The sequence below is a fragment of the Chryseobacterium sp. MA9 genome, from assembly GCF_024399315.1.
Classification (GTDB): domain Bacteria; phylum Bacteroidota; class Bacteroidia; order Flavobacteriales; family Weeksellaceae; genus Chryseobacterium.
This window is the reverse complement of the sequence record NZ_CP075170.1, coordinates 1066239-1083442: the sequence shown is the minus strand read 5'-3', so window position 1 is coordinate 1083442 and position 17204 is coordinate 1066239. Positions and strand designations below refer to the sequence as shown.

Annotated in this window: 19 protein-coding genes; 6 read left to right on the top strand and 13 right to left on the bottom strand. The window is 34.1% G+C overall.

Annotated features, from left to right (window positions below):
* Nucleotides 1-233: 233 nt before the first annotated feature.
* Nucleotides 234-1025 carry a S1/P1 nuclease gene (locus KIK00_RS04890; protein WP_255815451.1) on the bottom strand — a complete coding sequence of 264 codons (792 nt, stop codon included), beginning with the start codon at nucleotides 1023-1025 and terminating at the stop codon, nucleotides 234-236.
* A gap of 479 nt (nucleotides 1026-1504) precedes the next feature.
* On the opposite strand from KIK00_RS04890, the gene KIK00_RS04885 reads away from it, so the two are divergent.
* From KIK00_RS04885 to KIK00_RS04875, 3 genes are read left to right on the top strand one after another with little or no spacing between them, the layout of a single operon-like run.
* On the top strand, nucleotides 1505-2446 hold the full coding sequence (locus KIK00_RS04885; RefSeq protein ID WP_255815450.1) for a type VI secretion system baseplate subunit TssG: 942 nt from the start codon (nucleotides 1505-1507) through the stop codon (nucleotides 2444-2446).
* 54 nt (nucleotides 2447-2500) lie between these two features.
* Entirely contained in the window at nucleotides 2501-3403 is a 903-nt protein-coding gene (locus KIK00_RS04880; RefSeq protein WP_255815449.1) for a TssN family type VI secretion system protein, read from the top strand.
* 26 nt (nucleotides 3404-3429) lie between these two features.
* Complete coding sequence (locus tag KIK00_RS04875) at nucleotides 3430-4572, top strand: hypothetical protein (RefSeq protein WP_255815448.1); 1143 nt, start codon at nucleotides 3430-3432, stop codon at nucleotides 4570-4572.
* Between the two features lie 86 nt (nucleotides 4573-4658).
* On the opposite strand, the gene blaIND is transcribed toward KIK00_RS04875, so the two are convergent.
* Nucleotides 4659-5399, bottom strand: a complete 741-nt coding sequence (gene blaIND / locus KIK00_RS04870; RefSeq protein ID WP_255815447.1) for an IND family subclass B1 metallo-beta-lactamase — start codon at nucleotides 5397-5399, stop codon at nucleotides 4659-4661.
* A gap of 203 nt (nucleotides 5400-5602) precedes the next feature.
* Nucleotides 5603-6256 (bottom strand): metal-dependent transcriptional regulator, encoded by a 654-nt coding sequence (locus tag KIK00_RS04865; protein ID WP_255815446.1) that lies wholly within the window; start codon nucleotides 6254-6256, stop codon nucleotides 5603-5605.
* A gap of 85 nt (nucleotides 6257-6341) precedes the next feature.
* Here KIK00_RS04865 and KIK00_RS04860 point away from each other — a divergent pair, with 85 nt between their 5' ends.
* Entirely contained in the window at nucleotides 6342-7376 is a 1035-nt protein-coding gene (locus tag KIK00_RS04860; protein ID WP_255815445.1) for a low specificity L-threonine aldolase, read from the top strand.
* A 46-nt stretch (nucleotides 7377-7422) separates the two neighbouring features.
* On the opposite strand, the gene KIK00_RS04855 is transcribed toward KIK00_RS04860, so the two are convergent.
* Together KIK00_RS04855 and KIK00_RS04850 are read right to left on the bottom strand one after the other, a co-directional pair.
* The gene (locus tag KIK00_RS04855) at nucleotides 7423-7923 is read right to left on the bottom strand and encodes a hypothetical protein (RefSeq protein WP_255815444.1); all 501 of its coding nucleotides are present in this window, start codon (nucleotides 7921-7923) and stop codon (nucleotides 7423-7425) included.
* 160 nt (nucleotides 7924-8083) lie between these two features.
* Nucleotides 8084-8743 carry a hypothetical protein gene (locus KIK00_RS04850; protein WP_255815443.1) on the bottom strand — a complete coding sequence of 220 codons (660 nt, stop codon included), beginning with the start codon at nucleotides 8741-8743 and terminating at the stop codon, nucleotides 8084-8086.
* A 219-nt stretch (nucleotides 8744-8962) separates the two neighbouring features.
* Between KIK00_RS04850 and KIK00_RS04845 the strand changes: the two genes are divergently transcribed.
* Nucleotides 8963-9922, top strand: a complete 960-nt coding sequence (locus tag KIK00_RS04845; protein WP_255815442.1) for a hypothetical protein — start codon at nucleotides 8963-8965, stop codon at nucleotides 9920-9922.
* Nucleotides 9923-9958: 36 nt separating this feature from the next.
* Here KIK00_RS04845 and KIK00_RS04840 read toward each other — a convergent pair whose 3' ends face one another.
* From KIK00_RS04840 to KIK00_RS04815, 6 genes are all read right to left on the bottom strand, one after another.
* A complete protein-coding gene (locus tag KIK00_RS04840) occupies nucleotides 9959-10513 on the bottom strand; it encodes a DUF4256 domain-containing protein (RefSeq protein ID WP_255815441.1) in 555 nt (184 codons plus the stop codon).
* Between the two features lie 136 nt (nucleotides 10514-10649).
* On the bottom strand, nucleotides 10650-11048 hold the full coding sequence (locus tag KIK00_RS04835) for a DoxX family protein (protein WP_255815440.1): 399 nt from the start codon (nucleotides 11046-11048) through the stop codon (nucleotides 10650-10652).
* Nucleotides 11049-11059: 11 nt separating this feature from the next.
* Entirely contained in the window at nucleotides 11060-11644 is a 585-nt protein-coding gene (locus KIK00_RS04830; protein ID WP_255815439.1) for a YdeI family protein, read from the bottom strand.
* A gap of 144 nt (nucleotides 11645-11788) precedes the next feature.
* A complete protein-coding gene (locus KIK00_RS04825; RefSeq protein WP_255815438.1) occupies nucleotides 11789-12253 on the bottom strand; it encodes an SRPBCC domain-containing protein in 465 nt (154 codons plus the stop codon).
* 49 nt (nucleotides 12254-12302) lie between these two features.
* Entirely contained in the window at nucleotides 12303-12644 is a 342-nt protein-coding gene (locus KIK00_RS04820) for a helix-turn-helix transcriptional regulator (protein ID WP_255815437.1), read from the bottom strand.
* A 446-nt stretch (nucleotides 12645-13090) separates the two neighbouring features.
* On the bottom strand, nucleotides 13091-13852 hold the full coding sequence (locus KIK00_RS04815; protein WP_255815436.1) for an O-methyltransferase: 762 nt from the start codon (nucleotides 13850-13852) through the stop codon (nucleotides 13091-13093).
* A 776-nt stretch (nucleotides 13853-14628) separates the two neighbouring features.
* Here KIK00_RS04815 and KIK00_RS04810 point away from each other — a divergent pair.
* Nucleotides 14629-15411, top strand: a complete 783-nt coding sequence (locus KIK00_RS04810; protein WP_255815435.1) for a YdcF family protein — start codon at nucleotides 14629-14631, stop codon at nucleotides 15409-15411.
* A gap of 101 nt (nucleotides 15412-15512) precedes the next feature.
* Here the strand turns inward: KIK00_RS04810 and KIK00_RS04805 are convergent, their stop codons facing one another.
* Both KIK00_RS04805 and KIK00_RS04800 read right to left on the bottom strand, forming a co-directional pair.
* Nucleotides 15513-16385, bottom strand: a complete 873-nt coding sequence (locus KIK00_RS04805) for a DMT family transporter (RefSeq protein WP_255815434.1) — start codon at nucleotides 16383-16385, stop codon at nucleotides 15513-15515.
* Between the two features lie 196 nt (nucleotides 16386-16581).
* The gene (locus KIK00_RS04800) at nucleotides 16582-16977 is read right to left on the bottom strand and encodes a VOC family protein (protein WP_255815433.1); all 396 of its coding nucleotides are present in this window, start codon (nucleotides 16975-16977) and stop codon (nucleotides 16582-16584) included.
* Between the last annotated feature and the right edge of the window lie 227 nt (nucleotides 16978-17204).

Here is a 17204-nt window from a genome sequence, read left to right as displayed (position 1 = left end):
TGGAATATAGTGTTTTGTGTTCTTTTTTGATTAAAGAAAATATTAATTATAAAATAATAAATATTACAGATAATATATTGGTAAAAGACATAAAATTTTGATTACGGCCAAATCTTAAACCTTAAATCTTGAACCTTTGAGCAAAAAAAACGAGACCGAAGTCCCGTTTTATATCTATGAATACTATTTTAAGTTGCCTTTGGTTAATTTAATCCGCAACCTGCAACTCGTATTTAGAAAAGCTCATTTAATACTTTCGCCAGTCTCAATCCTCCGTATAGAAGTTGTCTTTCCATCGTTTCATTGAACTTATACTGATAGTCGTAAGATAATTTAGAATCGTTAGGAGTCTGTGCATAGATCTTGTTGGCAATTTTATGAGAATCGTACAACCAGTCTTCCAGTGTTCCGGATTGTATCTGTGCTACTTCTTCTTTAGATTTAATATCTAAAAGCTTAGAATATTCTGTGTAACTGTATTTTTGAGAATCTACCAATTTTCCGTCCCAAACAGAGTGTAAATTAGTTTTTTCCCCGAAATAGGTAACATTGATTTTGTTTCCACCTAAATCTTCCGCTCTTCCTACGTGAAGAGGCTGTGCAAGATCTCCCATAATATGGATAAGAAAGATTAAAGCAATTTTTCTGTCTTTTTCAGAAGTGTTTTTGTCTTTGATCTGACTAGACAGGGTGTTTACCTGAGTGTAAAGACTTGGTCCTGCCTGTGCTTTTAAGTTTTGTTCAAAAGCTTTAAAATCAGTCATTGGATCAATGTTTACATAATGCCACGATGAGGCCTGCTTCCATGCGCCTGTGGTATCAGATTTGATGAAATCCGGCCAGTTGGCCCAGTAAGCCAGGCGTTCTTTTCCCATCATCTTTTTAATTTCTCTTCTTGCTTTTCGGGAAAGATGGTTTTCTGCAATGTCTGCAATAACCCTGTGTCCCGTTAATCCCCATGCATAAGAATAAAGTGAAGAGGCCATGAATGCTAAAATCAGGATTTTAGAATAAATACTTTTCATTTTAAATAACAATTTTCAGTCTGCAAAGATACGGCCCACTTTCGGAATAGCATGCATTATCCTGAATTTATTCCATAAGATGATATTAATAAAATTTAATCTAAATAAAAGACCTTTTTATATTACGTTTGGAAACTTATATTTTTCAGAAGAAGAAGGCAAATAAATGATGAGAAGTAGGAGAGTCTAAAAAGGAGAATAGCAGGACATAAAGTTCTTTATATATAAGGAAGACCTAAAAAACTTAATCCCAACCTTGAACCCTGAATTTTTAACCTTTAATCATCTGATTCTGAACAGTTAATTTAAAATTTTAAAAAACAAATAAACCTTCTATTTACCGTATTTTTACGGAATTTGCTTGAAATTATTCCTTTTAATGTCAATAAATTATTATTTTTAGGATAAAATTATTAGAAAATATTTTTTCAAACTTATGAGATATATTATCTTTACAAGTCATAATCAGAGGAAACACTATGTATGAGACTAATATTGTAGATATGCATTACAATAAGCTGCAGACAGACTTTAAGGCTGAAGCTGTGGCTGTTAATCTATTGAAATACCACCGTGCGGTAAGCAATATATTCATTGAGCGTGTTGGCGTGAACGACCGTGCTTATTTGAAGGATATTAAGAGCATTTCAAGCAGTTATTTAGGATTTGATGAGGAAGTATTTACCATAGAGAGTTACAGGGAGGGTATTTATGACTATCTTCCGGAGGGATTATTTCATCCGCCATCTCTTGGAGCTTCCAGAAAGAATGTAGATACTGTGGTAAGAGAAATCCGCAAACAGAAAAGGGTAGAAGATGATGCCCGTAAGTTTTTCCGTCCTTTTGAACTGGAGATATTTTTTACGGAAATCAGTGCTTTACTTAAGGAGTCTGAATTTGATATTACAAGCAATACGGATTCTTTACTGGAAACGGTAACTGAGCTGTGGCCTCTGATAAAGATGCTGGATAAGCAGAGTGCTTATATTTTCATGCATATTCTGCCATTTTTTCACCAGATCCGGGGAGACAAAAAATGGTTTGAGAGATGTATGACTGCTTTTCTGCAGGTGCCGGTAAACGTAACTTTTTCACCCAACATCATTGATGAGATAGAGAAAAATGATAATTCCATGTTATTGGGAAATTCAAGATTAGGAGTAACCTATATTCCAAGTGGACCTCATATGGACGGGCAGAGAAACTGGGTGGTAAATATTGGCCCTATTCCTTATGGGGATATGAAGAAATATATTCCGGGAAGTCCTTTCAGAAATGTGCTTCAGTCACTGTATGATTATTTTCTTCCGGTAACTGTTGACGTGGAAGAGAATTTTATTACAGAAAAAGAGGAATATTCATTCAGTCTTGAAGATGATGGAAGAAATGCCAGCCGCCTTGGATACTCTACATTTCTCTAAATTATTTTATTATATTTACAACTACCAACAAAGTATAAATTCGAAAAGAAACAAATGGAAATTTCTTCAGTAAAAGGTATTTTTTTAAGGTATATCTTAATGCCTTTAATCGCAATTATTATGATGGTTATACTGGGTATAATCCGGAGAAATAAACCTGCGATAAAAATTAAAGTAATTATTATATACGTGCTTCTGTGCAGTTTATGCCTGGCTATTCCGGGATTTTTTGGATTTGCCGGAAATCTCTTTAATCCGTACTGGTATCTCATTGCACAGGTTATTTACCTTATTTTTGGGATTATTCATGTGAATTTATTGCATAAATATTTCAAAAAACACATAGAATCTCTGGCAATGAGTATTCTGTTTGAATCTATACTTTCATTGACGTGTATCGCTCTGGGAGGCTATCTTTTTACCCTGATCTTTAACTGGATGAGTAAAGGAACAGGATATGCTGTAATGGCGGCAACAAGTATGCTGATCTTTGTAGTTCCTATGGTCTTTTATTACTGTTATATCCAGTTTATTACAATTCCTTTTGATATTTATAAAACATGGAGATATTCACCGGAGCAGAAACTGCCTGATTTCGAGGGTGCAGATTTTGACAGATTAATGGTATTGAATGTTGAATTGAGCAAAAAATTAGAAGATACCAACCGTTTCAGAATCAAAGCGAAAACACTTCCAACAGGAGTTACTTTCGGAGATTGGTTTTACAGGGTAGTGGATGATTACAATCATAAGAATCCGGGATCTATCATTCATCTTTCAGACGAAGGAAATGAGCCTTACTACTGGATCTTTTACACTAAAAAATCTTTTTTCAGCTTTAGAAAATATATAGATTTCGACCACGACATTACAACAAACAGTATTTCTGAAAATGAAGTAGTGATTTGCAAGAGAGTTATTCAGCATGAAGAGGAGGGAGTCGCAAAAAAATCATAATCACAAAAAATTAAAACGTATTAAACATGATACAGCCTATTAAACATTTTGCAATCAATTGGGTGGATGGGATGAAGGTTTCCCAAAGACACCTGAATGATCAGGATAATTTCTTAATTGATACCATCAGAGATTCTAATTCCCTGGGAATTACTACATATAACTATGGGCTTTTGCCTATTTCCAATGAATTTACGGACCGTACCATTTTCGATGTTCACAATACAGCAACCAATGATGTACAGTTGGTAATCAAGCGTTGCAGTGCCGTTACAATGGCAGGATACCGCATTGAGCTGACAGACAGAAGAATCAGCGTGAAGTCATTGGCAAAATCTATGAACGAAGAGCAGGCAGATGGGGAATATTATATCTTAATTTCTGTAAATCCTTTTGATAAAGTCCCGTTTGGAGATATTGACCCTGAGGAAATTCCGCCGCGTCACCCAAGTGCACAGCCGAATCACCATATTGAATTGCTTCCTGTAACGTCTTTAAACAGTAGCTACTCGGGAGGTAATTACCTTATCATTGGGAAAGTAGATTTAAAAGGGAATATTGCGCAGGTAGATTCCAACTTTATTCCGCCTTGTACTTCTGTACAGAGTCATCCGGCTTTGGTGGAGTATTACAGCAGTTATGCAAAGTCTATCGGGAATCTTCAGCAGTATGCTTTTAAAATTATTCAGAAGACATCACATAAAAATCAAAATACAGCTTTGGCACAAAACGTTAAGTTTCTGTGCAGTACAATGGTGAACACATTTGGAGATATGTATTTCCAGTTCAGAAATATTACCCCTTGGCAGCCACCTGTATTTCTGATTGAGTCTTTTGCAAGATTAGCCCTTCATTTATATAATTCTACCCAGCTTCTTGTTCCTGCTGAACTGGAAGAAATGCTGAACTATAGCTTAGAGTGGAGTGAGATTGCCCCTCATACTTTATTGAACCAGCTTTCTATTGTAGCAGAGACCAATTATGATCATCATAACTGTGGTGAACCATTGCTTTATATTCAGCAGATGCTGAGAAGCCTTGAAACAATTTTCTCTAAACTGAGCGAACTTGATTACATCGGTCAGAGAAAAGAAAATATCATCGTTAATGAGCAGGAAGTTTCTACCAATACAAACCCTAAGAGAGGTTGGAGTGTACGAGTGTACTAGATTAATTTAATCAACGATAAAATAAAAAATCCCGAATGAAAATTCGGGATTTTTTTTATGTAAGTACAGTTGTTAAATAAATTTTATTACTCTGACTTTTTATTTTTGTTCAGAAGATCAAGAGTATGTTCAACATGTCCGCCTCCTTTCCATTCATCGTGACCTGGGATAATCAGGGTTGCCTGTGAATATTTGTTTTTCAATTTCATCATGGTTTGTGGCCATTGTGCAACGTTGGCTTCTCCGGTGTAGCCAAGGTCAACCGCTGATTTACTTTTTACAAGACATCCTCCGTCCAGTATTTTATATTTGGGGAACCAGACTACTACGTTATCGGCAGTATGTCCTTCACCCAGAAAGTCCACTACAAATTCTTCTCCACCAATACGGTAAGGTTTTCCTGTTTTTATAAGTTCAGTAGAGGTAGCTTTTCCATCTTTCTTTAAGAGTTCATTGGTTTTCGCGGTAGCGTAGGTTTTAATTCCTTTGTTGTTATAAAAGCTTAAATCTCCAGCTCTGTCTTCGTGTGAATGGGTAGCAAATACAGCAATAACAGGAAGGTTATGTCGTTTCTGAATAGTGTCCAACAGACTTTGATATTGTGTTTTCTGCCATGGAACATCAAACAAAACAACTCCTTTTTTGGTAACCAGATAAACCGCATTGGTAGAATATTCTTTACCTCCGAATACTCCGAAAGTTTTATAAATATAGAAATTAGGTTTAATCTGTGGTTCAATTACAAAATCTCTTACCTGAGTGTCCTGAGCATTTGCCAATGGGCTTAATAGCATCGAAATAATAAAAAACGGTATGCTTTTTTTCATAATTTTTTTAAGTAATAATTAAAGGTTAGTGTTTGTCGGAAAGACAAAGCCTGCAGAAGGTTTTGCAAACGTAGTTAAAAATAAATTTTCAGGTATTTCAAAAAAGAGAGTTTAACCGTTTTTTAACAGTGTAAGTAATAGATACTATTCTTTAATAGCTTAAAAAAATTAAAAATGAAACTGTTTAATTTCTTATGTTAAGATTATTTCTTAACCAATATTTTTTCAGTTGCTTTTTTACTTAAAATTTCTGTTTTACCATCGATTTCTATCGTCATTGATTTATCAAAGCTCTCAATTTTAACGACTTTTACTTTGGTATTGAGGAGAAGATTCCGATCGTTAAGATAATTTAAAAATGCGCCATCAGAAAGGGTGACTGAAGCGAAAGTTACATTTTCACCAGGCTCACAGTTGCTTAGTTTTTGCAAATCCTGGGCAATAATATTTCCGTCTTTATCCGGAATAGGTTCTCCATGAGGATCAAATTTAGGATAATCAAGAATTTCGTCCATTTTCTCGAAAAAGATTTGAGAGTGCACGTGCTCTAGCTGTTCTGCAATTTCGTGAACATTTTCCCAGCCAAAATTCATTTTTTTAACCAGAAACATTTCGGTAAGTCTGTGTTTACGAACTACCAGGGCTGCTTCCCGCCTTCCGCTTTCTGTAACAATTAATGGTTTGTAGGTTTCATAAATAACCCACTTTTTCTCTGCAAACTTTTTCATCATATTATTGACACTTGGCATTTTTACATTCAAAAATTTGCTGAGCTCATTAATCGTAACCTTTCCTTCATTGTCAACTAAATGAAACAAAGCTTTCAGGTAATTCTCTTCTGTTAGGGTTGTTTTCAAAATGTTAGATGATTTTCAATACAAATCTAACAAAATAAAATGAAAAGTTTACTCTTGTTATTTTAACTTTTTTTACTTTTACTCTATGAAATTTTCATTCAAAAACGACTATTCTGAAGGGTGCCACCCAAATATCTTACAGGCCCTTTTACAGTATAATCTTGATCAGCAGGCCGGATATGGAGAAGATGAGTATTCATTAAAAGCAAAAACATTAATTAAAGAAAAAATTAACAATCAAAATTCTGAAGTTTTTTTGGTTTCAGGAGGAACGCAGGCTAACTTAATTGTTATTTCAGCAATCTTAAAGCCTTATCAATGTGCAATTTCTGCCGCTCCCGGCCATATTCTGAATAATGAAACAGGAGCTATTGAAGCCACAGGTCATAAAGTATTGAGTATTGAAACTGCAGATGGAAAATTAAGACCCTCGGATATTATCCCGGTTTTAGAAGGACATAGCAATGCACCACATCAGGTGATGCCTAAGCTGGTGTATATATCCAATTCTACAGAGCTGGGAACTATTTATCAGGCAAAAGAACTGGAAGAGCTTTCAGCATTTTGTAAGCAAAATAAATTATACCTGTTCATGGATGGAGCAAGGTTGGGACATGGTCTGACATCAGAAACCAGCGATCTTACCCTGGAAAAAGTAGCCCTTCTGACGGATGTTTTTTATCTTGGTGGAACAAAAAACGGAGCGTTGATAGGAGAGGCTATTGTTATTAATAATCCCGTTCTTCAGGAGGATTTTGCATTTAATATCAAACAGAAAGGTGCATTATTAGCTAAAGGAAGGCTGTTAGGAATACAGTTTATGGAACTCATGAAAGATAATCTGTATTTTGATCTGGCGAAGCATGCCAATCAACAGGCTATGAAAATTAAGAATGCATTGCAGAAAAAAGGAGCGGCATTTCTTTCAGATACCTATACTAACCAGATTTTTCCTATTCTGAGTAATGATCTTATTGAAGTTTTGTCTGAAAATTTTGAGTTCTATGTCTGGAAAAAAATAGATGAAAATTTTTCAGCGATTCGTCTTATTACTTCATGGAGTACAGGAGATGAAGATGTGAACCGCTTTATTGAAATTATAGAAACAGAATTATCATAAAAAAAACAGCCTTGAAATAAGGCTGTTTTTTGTTTATATATGAATATTATTTTAAAGCTTTGTTCACTACTTTACAGTCTGCAGTGTTTAGCTTCTGTCCATCTTTATAGCTGATTTTTTTCTCATCTGCATATTTAGACTGTCCGTCTTCCTCTTTATGATCTCCAATTCCTTCAGTCAAAGCATTGTCTTTCTGGATGAAGTAGATATCTCTTTTGCTTTTTTTACCTTCTGAAGCAAATTCGTAAGTAAGTTTCAGGGTGTCTCCGGATTTGAAACCGGTTACATCTCCTGTTGAACTGTCTTTCTCACTGTTTTTATAAGATAACTTTCCGGTGATGGTTCCTAAATTGTCATCAATGGAAGCAAAAACACTGTCTTTTCCTGTTACCCCGATATAGCAGAAAGATTTTGGTCCAAGAGTATCTATTACGGGTTCTTCAACAGCAATGGTATCTGCAGCTGCTTTGGGAGCCGGAGCTTCAGTTTTCTTATTACAATTGATTAAAAAAGCTGATACAGCGCCCAATAAGATTAATTTTTTCATATCCTTAATTGTTAAATCAAATTTCTATTCTGCTAAAATAATAATAGTATTTGTATATTAAAAATAGGATATGAAGAGATAATGATTTTATGATGAAAATTAATATTTAAGAAAATAAATTTTAAGGAAAAATATTAATTAAAAATATTGTTTGGTATGTTTAATTAATTTTTATTTTTCTATCACAGTATTGTGTTCCTGTAATGTTATTTTCCTGATCTCTGTTTATAAATTTTTGTATTAGATTCATTATTATAGAATAACGGTCAGTATTTTTTAATTGTGTGAGTTTAAGATCTTTGATATCAAAATCCCCACTTAAGTGATAGGTTAATTCACTATAGTTATCTAAATTTAGGATATTTAATTCAAAAGCATAATCATCGTTATTATAAGAATAAATGATTTTTTTATCTTGCGAAATTATAGGCTTACTTCCAAAAAAATAGAATAAACGATCCTTTGCATTATACATTAGGTAACCACTGATTTCAAATCCAGAATACTTAAAAAAATAAAAGTTGTCTATTATTGAAACAAGTTTAAATTTTCCTAAAGTGCTATGACGATCTTTGGAAATCTGGTCTCTTTGATCTTTGTCGCAGAAAAAAAAATCTGTTGATTCTCCTTTTATATTTATTTTTAAACATTTGCCATCATATATGTCTGGGAATTTATTTTGAAATAACTTAAGATTATCCTGACTATTTTCTTCTATATTGATTACTTCGGGAATTGTTTCAGAGAAATTATCAAAGAGTTTTTCTGTAAAAGATATATTAAAATGACCATTAGAATTTATACTTTGCTGTATGTCCATGCATTTTTGTGTGTAGAATACTGTAGATAGGAGTACAGTTATAAAAATAAATATTTTTTTCATACCCAAAATTGATATAATTAAATTTTGAATTCCAAAAATAACAATACTACTTGTATTTTAATAATATTGATCATGATAAAATACTTTTTTAATGCTCTTAAAAATGTCTGATGTTTTTAGGCACGGAAAATGATTGACTATGCAAAATTGATTTTAATGAAAAAGATTACCAAAGCGCTGGGATTGGGATTGCTTATGCTTGGTCTGCATTTTATGTCAGGGCAGACGCCTCAGAATTATATTTATACTTCTTCCGGAGACCTTAAGAAAATAGAAAAAATGATCACCAGACAGGATATCGGAGGAGTGCAGATTGTCTATAACTGGAGAGCTTTGGAAACGTCGAAAGATGTTTATGATTTTTCTGTGATTGAAAAAGACCTGGAATATTTAACTTCCATCAATAGAAAATTATTTATTCAGCTTCAGGATAGGTTTTTTGAACCAGAAGCCAGATATATTCCTGATTATGTATTGAATGATAAAGAATATACGGGAGGATTGGTTCCTCAATATGATAATCCGGGGGAAAATAAACCTGTTGGAAGCGGATGGGTTACCCAGCAATGGAATCCTGCTGTCCGGGAGAGATTCCAGAAGCTTATAGGAGCGCTGGCACAGAAGTTTGATGGCAAAATTCAAGGGATTAATCTTCCCGAAACATCAATAGATATAGAAATGAAGGCAGATAAAACAGGTTTTAGCTGTGATCGTTATTTTCAGGCAGAATTAGAAAACCTGAAGTTTGCGAGAGATGCTTTCCATCAATCCAATGTATTGCAGTATGTCAATTTTTTTCCATGTGAGTGGGACAATGATCATCAATACATGTCCAGACTGTTTGATTTTGCCTATAAAAATAATATAGGGCTGGGAGGACCTGATATTGTTCCGAATAAAAAAGGCCAGATGAAAAACTCTTACCCTTTCTTTAATCAATACAAAGGAAAGCTGCCTTTAGTTGCCATGGCAGTTCAAGAGCCGACTCTGACTTATAAAAATCCGAAAACTAAAAAACCTTTTACCAAAGAAGAATTTGTAGAATATGCTGAAAACTATCTTGGAGTAAAAATTATCTTCTGGAGTGTGGAATCTCCCTGGTTGAGAGATTCCTGATGTATTCCGATAAAAGATCTCAGTCAATCCTCCTTTCTATACCTTTAGTATTCCTCTGAATCCTCTTGCTGCATAATAAGAATCTGCACCATTGTGATAGGTGAATACAGTGTTGTATCGTCTGTCACAGAAAAGCGCGCCTCCAAGCTCTCTTACCTGTGATGGCGTTTTTATCCAGCTTGATGTCTTTTGATCGAACTTTCCAAGTTCCTGAAGACTACGGTATTGTTCTTCTGTTAAAAGTTCAATGCCCATTTCTTTAGCTTTGTCGATGATATTGCTTTCTGGTTTGTTGGCTTTTCGGGCATCCCAAGCCTGGTAATCATAGCAAAGGCTTCTGCGTTTCGGGCTTTCCGGGGAACAGTCTATGAAAGAATATTCATCTGTTTTTTTATTGTATTCTACAACGTCGGGTTCACCTTCTGTGGTTTCCATTTCATATAAAGACCATACTTTTTCAGGATTAGCTTCCAGTTTTTGTTGGATTTTTTCCCATTTTAGGTCCTTATGGCGGTTCATGTTTTTTTCAAAACGGACTTTTAGTGTTTTTAAAAGTTCGTTGATTTGTTCTTGGGTCAATTTCTTTTTCATGTCAAATTTTGTTTTAAGCTTTATAATTTATTGAGTTGGAAGTCGCAAAGACGCAAAAACTTTAATAGTGCGAATTCTCCTAAGGTGCAAGGATTTTATCTGCGGTAAAATTTCTGACTTTTTATCTTTACAATTATTAGTCAATGATAGTAATTTTTCTGTCTTCAGATCTGAAATACCAGGAAATAAAAACCAGTACCAGTAATAATACAGCCGGAAAAGTTCTTCCAGCCGTATCGCCCACAATCAGATGGGAAATTACAGCTCCTGACATAACAAAGAAAAATCCTGCATAGGCCCATTCCTTTAAAAGAAGACGTTTGGGAATCAGGATGGCAATAACGCCCAGGATTTTCCATATTCCGATAATAGTCATCAGGTAATAAGGATAGCCCAGATTGGTGAAATTGAGCAGTTCATCTTTACTTTTCATCAGCTGGACAATTGCGGTGGAAACCATTCCCAGGGCCATCCAAAGTGTGAATACCCAATAGATGATCTTTGTTCTTTTTTGTGATTGTTGTGGTGTGTTCATGATTTATTATTTTATAGTGAATCGTTTAATCCTATTCCGTCCATTATTTGTGGAATACATTTTTCAATGCGGGCTTCCCGTGTTTTGGACTGTTTTGCAGAAGAAAAATGGAGCAGATAAGCTCTTTGTCTTCCGGGAGTTAGTGCTTTAAAAGCTTCTTGCAATGCCGGATCCTGATCAAGTTTGTTCTGAAACTCTTCAGCCATTTCAAACTCTTTTGTTTTCTTCATTTCAACCTTAACACCTGATTCTTCTATTTCAACGGCTTCAAACATATAGCTGCGAAGAATATCTTCCAAATCATTGATTTGATCTACATCTGTAAAACGAACCTGTCTTGCAGCCTGTACATTTTTAGACTGCTGAATCAAGATTTGGTCCGGGTCTTTCATCAAAGCACCTTTAAAGAAGAGGAGCGCACAATATTCTTTAAAACCATGGATTAAAAAAATATTTTTACCTTCATAGGTATAACACGGGCATCCCCATTTTAAATCTTCTACAAGTTCAGTGCTTAGGGCAATTGTTCTTAATTTTTCAAATTCCTTGTGCCACTGCTGACTTTTATCAAAGAAAAAATTAACTTTTGGATTCATGTGTTTTATGTTTGAGGGTTTGAGAGTATTAGAGTGGGAGAGTTATGGTTCGGGGTGCGAGATGCGGGTTTTTGGTATTTAGGGTGGGATATAAACCTTGAAACTCGGAACTGACATCCATCATATTCTGCTTAAAATTATCTGCTACCTATAACCTAATATCTCCTGTAAACGGTTATGTGCCATGTTAATTCCCTGAGCGAATGGCATTTTCAGATGTTGGTCTCTGAAATCTACAGATTTATAAATAGTTTGGATGGTAATTTTACTGGTGGTATCTGTCAATTTTTCAAATTCTAAAAACTCAATCTGAACCGGAAAAGGAGTGTTTTCCATCTGAAAAGTTCTTATAATTTTCTCATTCTGAACAATGTCATGGATAGTTCCATTGGCGCTGAAAACCACGTCACCTTGTGGATTGGATGTTTCAAACCGGTAACTTCCGTGTTGTTTATTTTCAAATTTTGTCACTTTGGTTCCCATCCATTGTTCAAAAAGTTCAGCTTCTGTGTACGCTTTGAAAAGCAGTTCTACAGGAAGATCAAATTCTCTTATGATGAAGATTTCCTGTTTTCCATCTTCTGCGTGGATTTTTGTTTTAAGTTCCATATTTTGAGTTTTGTTTATTAGAGTTTGAGTGTTTTAGAGTATAGAATAATTACTCATTGCTATTCTTATTATTCATGTTTTGGAAGGCTTTCATTACGCTTTCCAGCTTGTTGAACTTTTCGTCCCACATTTTGCGGAAAGGCTCTATAAAATCTGCTATTTCTTTCATTTTATTGGGATTTAGGTGATAGATTACTTCTCTGCCGTTTTGTTCAGATCTCAGCAGTTCACATTCTGTAAGGATCTGGAGATGCTTTGAAACGGTAGGTCTTGCCGTATCAAAATTGGAGGCTATAGCCCCTGCTGTCATCGACTGTGCCGCCACCAACATCAATATAGATCGTCTTGTAGGATCTGCTATCGCCTGAAATACATCTCTTCTTAAATTCATTGTGTAGTTATTTGACTACAAATATATGTGTAGTTATTTAACTACGCAAATATTTTTTGAGAAATTTTGATATTAATAAAAATAGGATGTTTTCCTGAAATAGAAATTACAGGAAAATGGTAAAGCAATATGGTTTTCAGACAGAAGGCAGAATATTGATTACAGTAAACAGAAACCAGATTATTTTGGAAAAGGAAGTAAATTATGAAAGATAAATATGGTTTTTTGCAGATTACGCGGATTTTTTTTGAGCGTGATAATCTGCAATATCTGTTTGTTCAGTGAGAGATTATTTTTGAATTAAACGCAAAGTTTTTTATCTGATGAGGCGCTTATTGTAGGTAGCAAAAGGTGGGCAAGTAAACTTGTCTGATGAAGGAGAATGATAGTTTCTCGTAGATTTTTTTGTAAGATATGCGTGGTCAGCTTGATTGGCGGGAGATTATTTATTTTATAAAAACTCCAATATATTTTCCGCTGTATTCTACAACAGAAGTCCTAATATTTTTTTTATTACAAAAATCCTGATAAGCAGAATTATCACCAATGTCATCACTAATGAAGACTGCACCGGGTTTCAATCTTTTATAAATTTGATGATACGCCCACATTCTTCCATGGTAACTTTTGTCAGAATCATAGTGGAAAACATCAAAAAAGGAGACTTTTTTAAAAATTTTAGGCAATGATTCTCTATCTGCAAAACGGAATAATTTCCAATATTTTTTAAGGTTTTCAGGAACAATATACCCTACATACGGATCACCGTCCTGAGCAAGGTAAGGCATATCTGAGCTATAGAGTGTTCCGTTTCTTTTTTGAAGTGAAAGCAATATTGCTAAAGAAGACCATCCATAAGCCACTCCTGTTTCAAGAACGTTTTGTGCTTTGGTAAATTCACAGGCATAATAAATGAGCTCCAGTGCACCGGGACCACCCATTGTAATAGGACATTCTTTTTCTTTTAAGTTTGCTTTTTCAAGAATATCAGCATATTTAGATCTGAAGTTATCAGTATCTATAGAGAAAAGTCTGGAGATCGCTTCTTTTTGGGAAACTGCTATGGATGCGGCCCAGGAATTTGTTTTTGCTTTTCCTTTGAATGGACTTCTTCTGCTTAATGTATTTTTAATGATTTTTCTGCCCAGTTCAGGATAAAGAGCAGGTCTTTTAAGATAAGCTACAAATGTTTTGAGAACTGTTGACATTTCATTGATTGTATTAAAGTTACAAGACAAATATATTTTATTAAAAACCATATTGTATTGAGACAATATTAATTTTAAGATTAATCTGTTTATAATTCTTTAATAATATATTGGGTAATTAATCAATAATAAATATTATCTTTTAATTAAATGCAAATCTTCAAAGGTATGATTGTTTTTTCTAGAGAACTGAAGATGGACACGTGACCTTGCCTGATGAATCGGAGGATTTTCTCTCGCAGATTTTGGGGATTACGCCATTTTTTTATACAATATCTGCGAAAGATGGTATTCGTATATTTTTATAACGCAAAGTTTTAAAGTGTGAATGGCTTTGTTTTAGGGTGCTAAGAATGGGCAATTGATCTTGCCTGGATTTTTTTATAGAATACTGAACAGATTCAATGTAAATTTGATTCTTAGTCTTAAAGGTATTTTTTTTGTCTAAAGTTAAGATCGTCTCTTTATGTGTAAGGAGGAGTTTTTGTTTTTTTCTTTACAAAAATGTCTGTCCAAAAATATATGGAGTACAGTCATTAAAACGGTGATACTTTTCTGCTTTTTCACTAGGGTAGGTATTTGTCTTTTCATTAACACACTTTTTAGTGTGTTGTTTGATGATTGCAAATGTATAAAATAATTGTATAAACAGAAAGATAAATCAGACGAAATTATTCTGACAGTCTTTAATGATCTGTTGCTGTCGAAAGCTATCCAGGAAATTGCCTTATCTTTGAGGATCTGATGTTTCCAAAGAATAATCAATATTATCATAGATGAAATTTTTACTTGACCTTTTATTTCGGGTTTTACAGCTTTTTACAGAACCTTATTTCTTATTATTTCTTGCGGTAGTTATCATTGCTATGCTGAAAAGAAAAGGTAAACGCAAAAATCTGAGAAAAGGAATTGGTACAGCAGTCGTTTTAATCATCATTTTTATAGGAAATGGTTTTCTGGGGAAATTAATCTCAGGATACCTGCAGAAAAGCTACATCAATACTTCTGAGTTGAAGAGTTCAGCTTCTCAGAATCCCGTTATTGTTGTACTGGGTGGTGGAATTGTAGATATTAACAATACAGAAAAGCTGCATACGATGTCTTATTCCAGAATTGTCACAACCTATCAATTGTATTATGAATTCAAGAAAAATAATACACCCTGCAAAATAGTAATTTCCGGAAAGGGAAGAGGACATACAAGTGAAGCAGAATTATTCAGTGAAAATTTAAAAAAAATGGGGGTATCAGATTCTGATATCATCAAGGAAGATAAAAGCATGAATACGTATGAAAATGCAAAGTATTCCAGTAAAATAATAAAAAATCTTGCTCCTTCCAGCATATATTTGGTTACTTCTGGGTTTCATATGAAAAGATCTGTTGCTCTGTTTCATACATTTGGATTAAATCCTGTTCCACAAGCCTCAGATTTTATAGATACTGAAATAACAATATTTCCCAACAGCTATAATGCTGCATTTACTTTTGTGATGCTTAAAGAGGTTCTGGGAATATGGCAGGTGCAGCTGTATAACAGTTTGGGATTGAATAAATAATATTCTACAGCTTATTTAAAGCTTATTATAATAAAACCGGGCACTTAAGTTAATTTAAGTGTCCGGTTTTGGTTTAAATAAAATTGCTTAAACTGCTTTATTTAATATTTTACCTTTTTTAGTGAAATTAATGTCTGTATAACCACAGAAGCAATAATAAACACCAATCCTATATAAAACGAAAGATTTACTTCTTTGCTTTCTCCGAAAAATAAAAAGGCCATAATGATTGCATATACGGGTTCCAGATTATAGGTTAAATTGACCGTAAATGCCGGAATTTTCTTCAAAACCTCTGCAAACATTACATATAAACCAACAGTACAAAAAAGTGATAAAACACCCAAATAAGCCGTGTTTTTCAAGCCAGGAACTATGCTATCTGACTGAAAAAAGAGGAGATACACGGGCAAAAACGCTCCCCAGCATAAAGTACCAGCAATCATCTGATAATAGTTGATCACTTTAGTATCAAAATGACTCACCGGACGTGTGTTATAAATGGTATACAGAGCACCGAATGCAGATGAAAAAACTCCTAAAATAATCCCAAACTGATAGGAAGTATCAAAATGAAATATTAAACTAATTCCTACAATCGTCAGCATACTGAGAAGTAATTCTGAAAGCTTGAATTTCTCTTTATCAATAACAGGCTTGAACACTGCAGTGAAAAAGCTTGTGAGACAATAGCATACCACACCAATAGAGATATTGGCATATTTTATACTGGCATAAAAAAGAAGCCAGTGTAACGTAAGCAGCAAGCCGGCTTTTGAAATCTGAATTTTCCCCCGAAAAGAAATATCAGTTGGAATTCTCAAGAGCTTTAAGATAAAGAATAATATAATGGAGGAGAAGAGGAGTCTGTACCAGACCAGCAAACCTTCGTTAAGAGTGATTAATTTCCCGAATACACCTGTAAACCCGGCCAGTATTACGGCCAGATGCAATAATAAATATGATTTTTTCATTGGGTAATGAACTGTAAAGTTTGAATTAATATTTTATTAGAATGAGAAGCATAACATACCATGTCATTAATAAGTTAACGACATGAGTACACTTCAAATTAAATTGAAAATATTAAGGTGCCGGAGGAGGCAGACAGTTCGAGCGGTTCATATTTATCTGTTGAATGTCAAATATAGGGAAAAATATTTTGTAAGCCTACATGAAAAATACATTAAACTTGTGTCCATCAGGATCTGCAAACACAAAACCGTAGTAATTTTCTCCAAAGCTCTCAGGCTCTGAAACAATGGTTCCTCCAGCATTTTTTACTTCTTCAGCCCATTCATCTACTTGGTTTTTACTTTCAGCAGAAAGGGTGAATATAATTTCGTTAGAATTTTGAGGATCTCCAAATTTCATGCTTTTCAGGTTGTTTTCTATAACATTTTTTAAGAAAAAATGCATAATTAATTCATTTCCAGCCATAAAGAAACTAACCAATTCATTAGAACTATGTGGGTTATTAGACTTAAATCCCAGCTCAGTATAGAATTTCTGTGTGCGTTCAAGGTCGGTTACGGCCAGATTGGCCCAGATCATTTTAGGTTTCATATTATTTTATTTTTTTTGGTTAGGATAAAGGTATTTTGTTTTAGCATTGTAAAAACTGTCATGTGGCAAGTTTTTATGTTTTTAGGGACGTTCCTCGATTATTTCTTTTTGTTTACTGAATGTCTGCCTGGCAATCCAATATATTAAAGTAGTTTACATAAAATAATTATAAAGGTATTTTTTTTATCCTATAATTTATATTATGTTAAATGGAATATGTGTTTAAT

Coding starts and splice junctions, on each gene's coding strand:
- KIK00_RS04890 (WP_255815451.1), bottom strand. CDS start 1,025: ATGAAAAGTATTTATTCTAAAATCCTGATTTTAGCATTCATGGCCTCT.
- KIK00_RS04885 (WP_255815450.1), top strand. CDS start 1,505: ATGTATGAGACTAATATTGTAGATATGCATTACAATAAGCTGCAGACA.
- KIK00_RS04880 (WP_255815449.1), top strand. CDS start 2,501: ATGGAAATTTCTTCAGTAAAAGGTATTTTTTTAAGGTATATCTTAATG.
- KIK00_RS04875 (WP_255815448.1), top strand. CDS start 3,430: ATGATACAGCCTATTAAACATTTTGCAATCAATTGGGTGGATGGGATG.
- blaIND (WP_255815447.1), bottom strand. CDS start 5,399: ATGAAAAAAAGCATACCGTTTTTTATTATTTCGATGCTATTAAGCCCA.
- KIK00_RS04860 (WP_255815445.1), top strand. CDS start 6,342: ATGAAATTTTCATTCAAAAACGACTATTCTGAAGGGTGCCACCCAAAT.
- KIK00_RS04855 (WP_255815444.1), bottom strand. CDS start 7,923: ATGAAAAAATTAATCTTATTGGGCGCTGTATCAGCTTTTTTAATCAAT.
- KIK00_RS04850 (WP_255815443.1), bottom strand. CDS start 8,743: ATGGACATACAGCAAAGTATAAATTCTAATGGTCATTTTAATATATCT.
- KIK00_RS04845 (WP_255815442.1), top strand. CDS start 8,963: ATGAAAAAGATTACCAAAGCGCTGGGATTGGGATTGCTTATGCTTGGT.
- KIK00_RS04840 (WP_255815441.1), bottom strand. CDS start 10,513: ATGAAAAAGAAATTGACCCAAGAACAAATCAACGAACTTTTAAAAACA.
- KIK00_RS04835 (WP_255815440.1), bottom strand. CDS start 11,048: ATGAACACACCACAACAATCACAAAAAAGAACAAAGATCATCTATTGG.
- KIK00_RS04830 (WP_255815439.1), bottom strand. CDS start 11,644: ATGAATCCAAAAGTTAATTTTTTCTTTGATAAAAGTCAGCAGTGGCAC.
- KIK00_RS04825 (WP_255815438.1), bottom strand. CDS start 12,253: ATGGAACTTAAAACAAAAATCCACGCAGAAGATGGAAAACAGGAAATC.
- KIK00_RS04820 (WP_255815437.1), bottom strand. CDS start 12,644: ATGAATTTAAGAAGAGATGTATTTCAGGCGATAGCAGATCCTACAAGA.
- KIK00_RS04815 (WP_255815436.1), bottom strand. CDS start 13,852: ATGTCAACAGTTCTCAAAACATTTGTAGCTTATCTTAAAAGACCTGCT.
- KIK00_RS04810 (WP_255815435.1), top strand. CDS start 14,629: ATGAAATTTTTACTTGACCTTTTATTTCGGGTTTTACAGCTTTTTACA.
- KIK00_RS04805 (WP_255815434.1), bottom strand. CDS start 16,385: ATGAAAAAATCATATTTATTATTGCATCTGGCCGTAATACTGGCCGGG.
- KIK00_RS04800 (WP_255815433.1), bottom strand. CDS start 16,977: ATGAAACCTAAAATGATCTGGGCCAATCTGGCCGTAACCGACCTTGAA.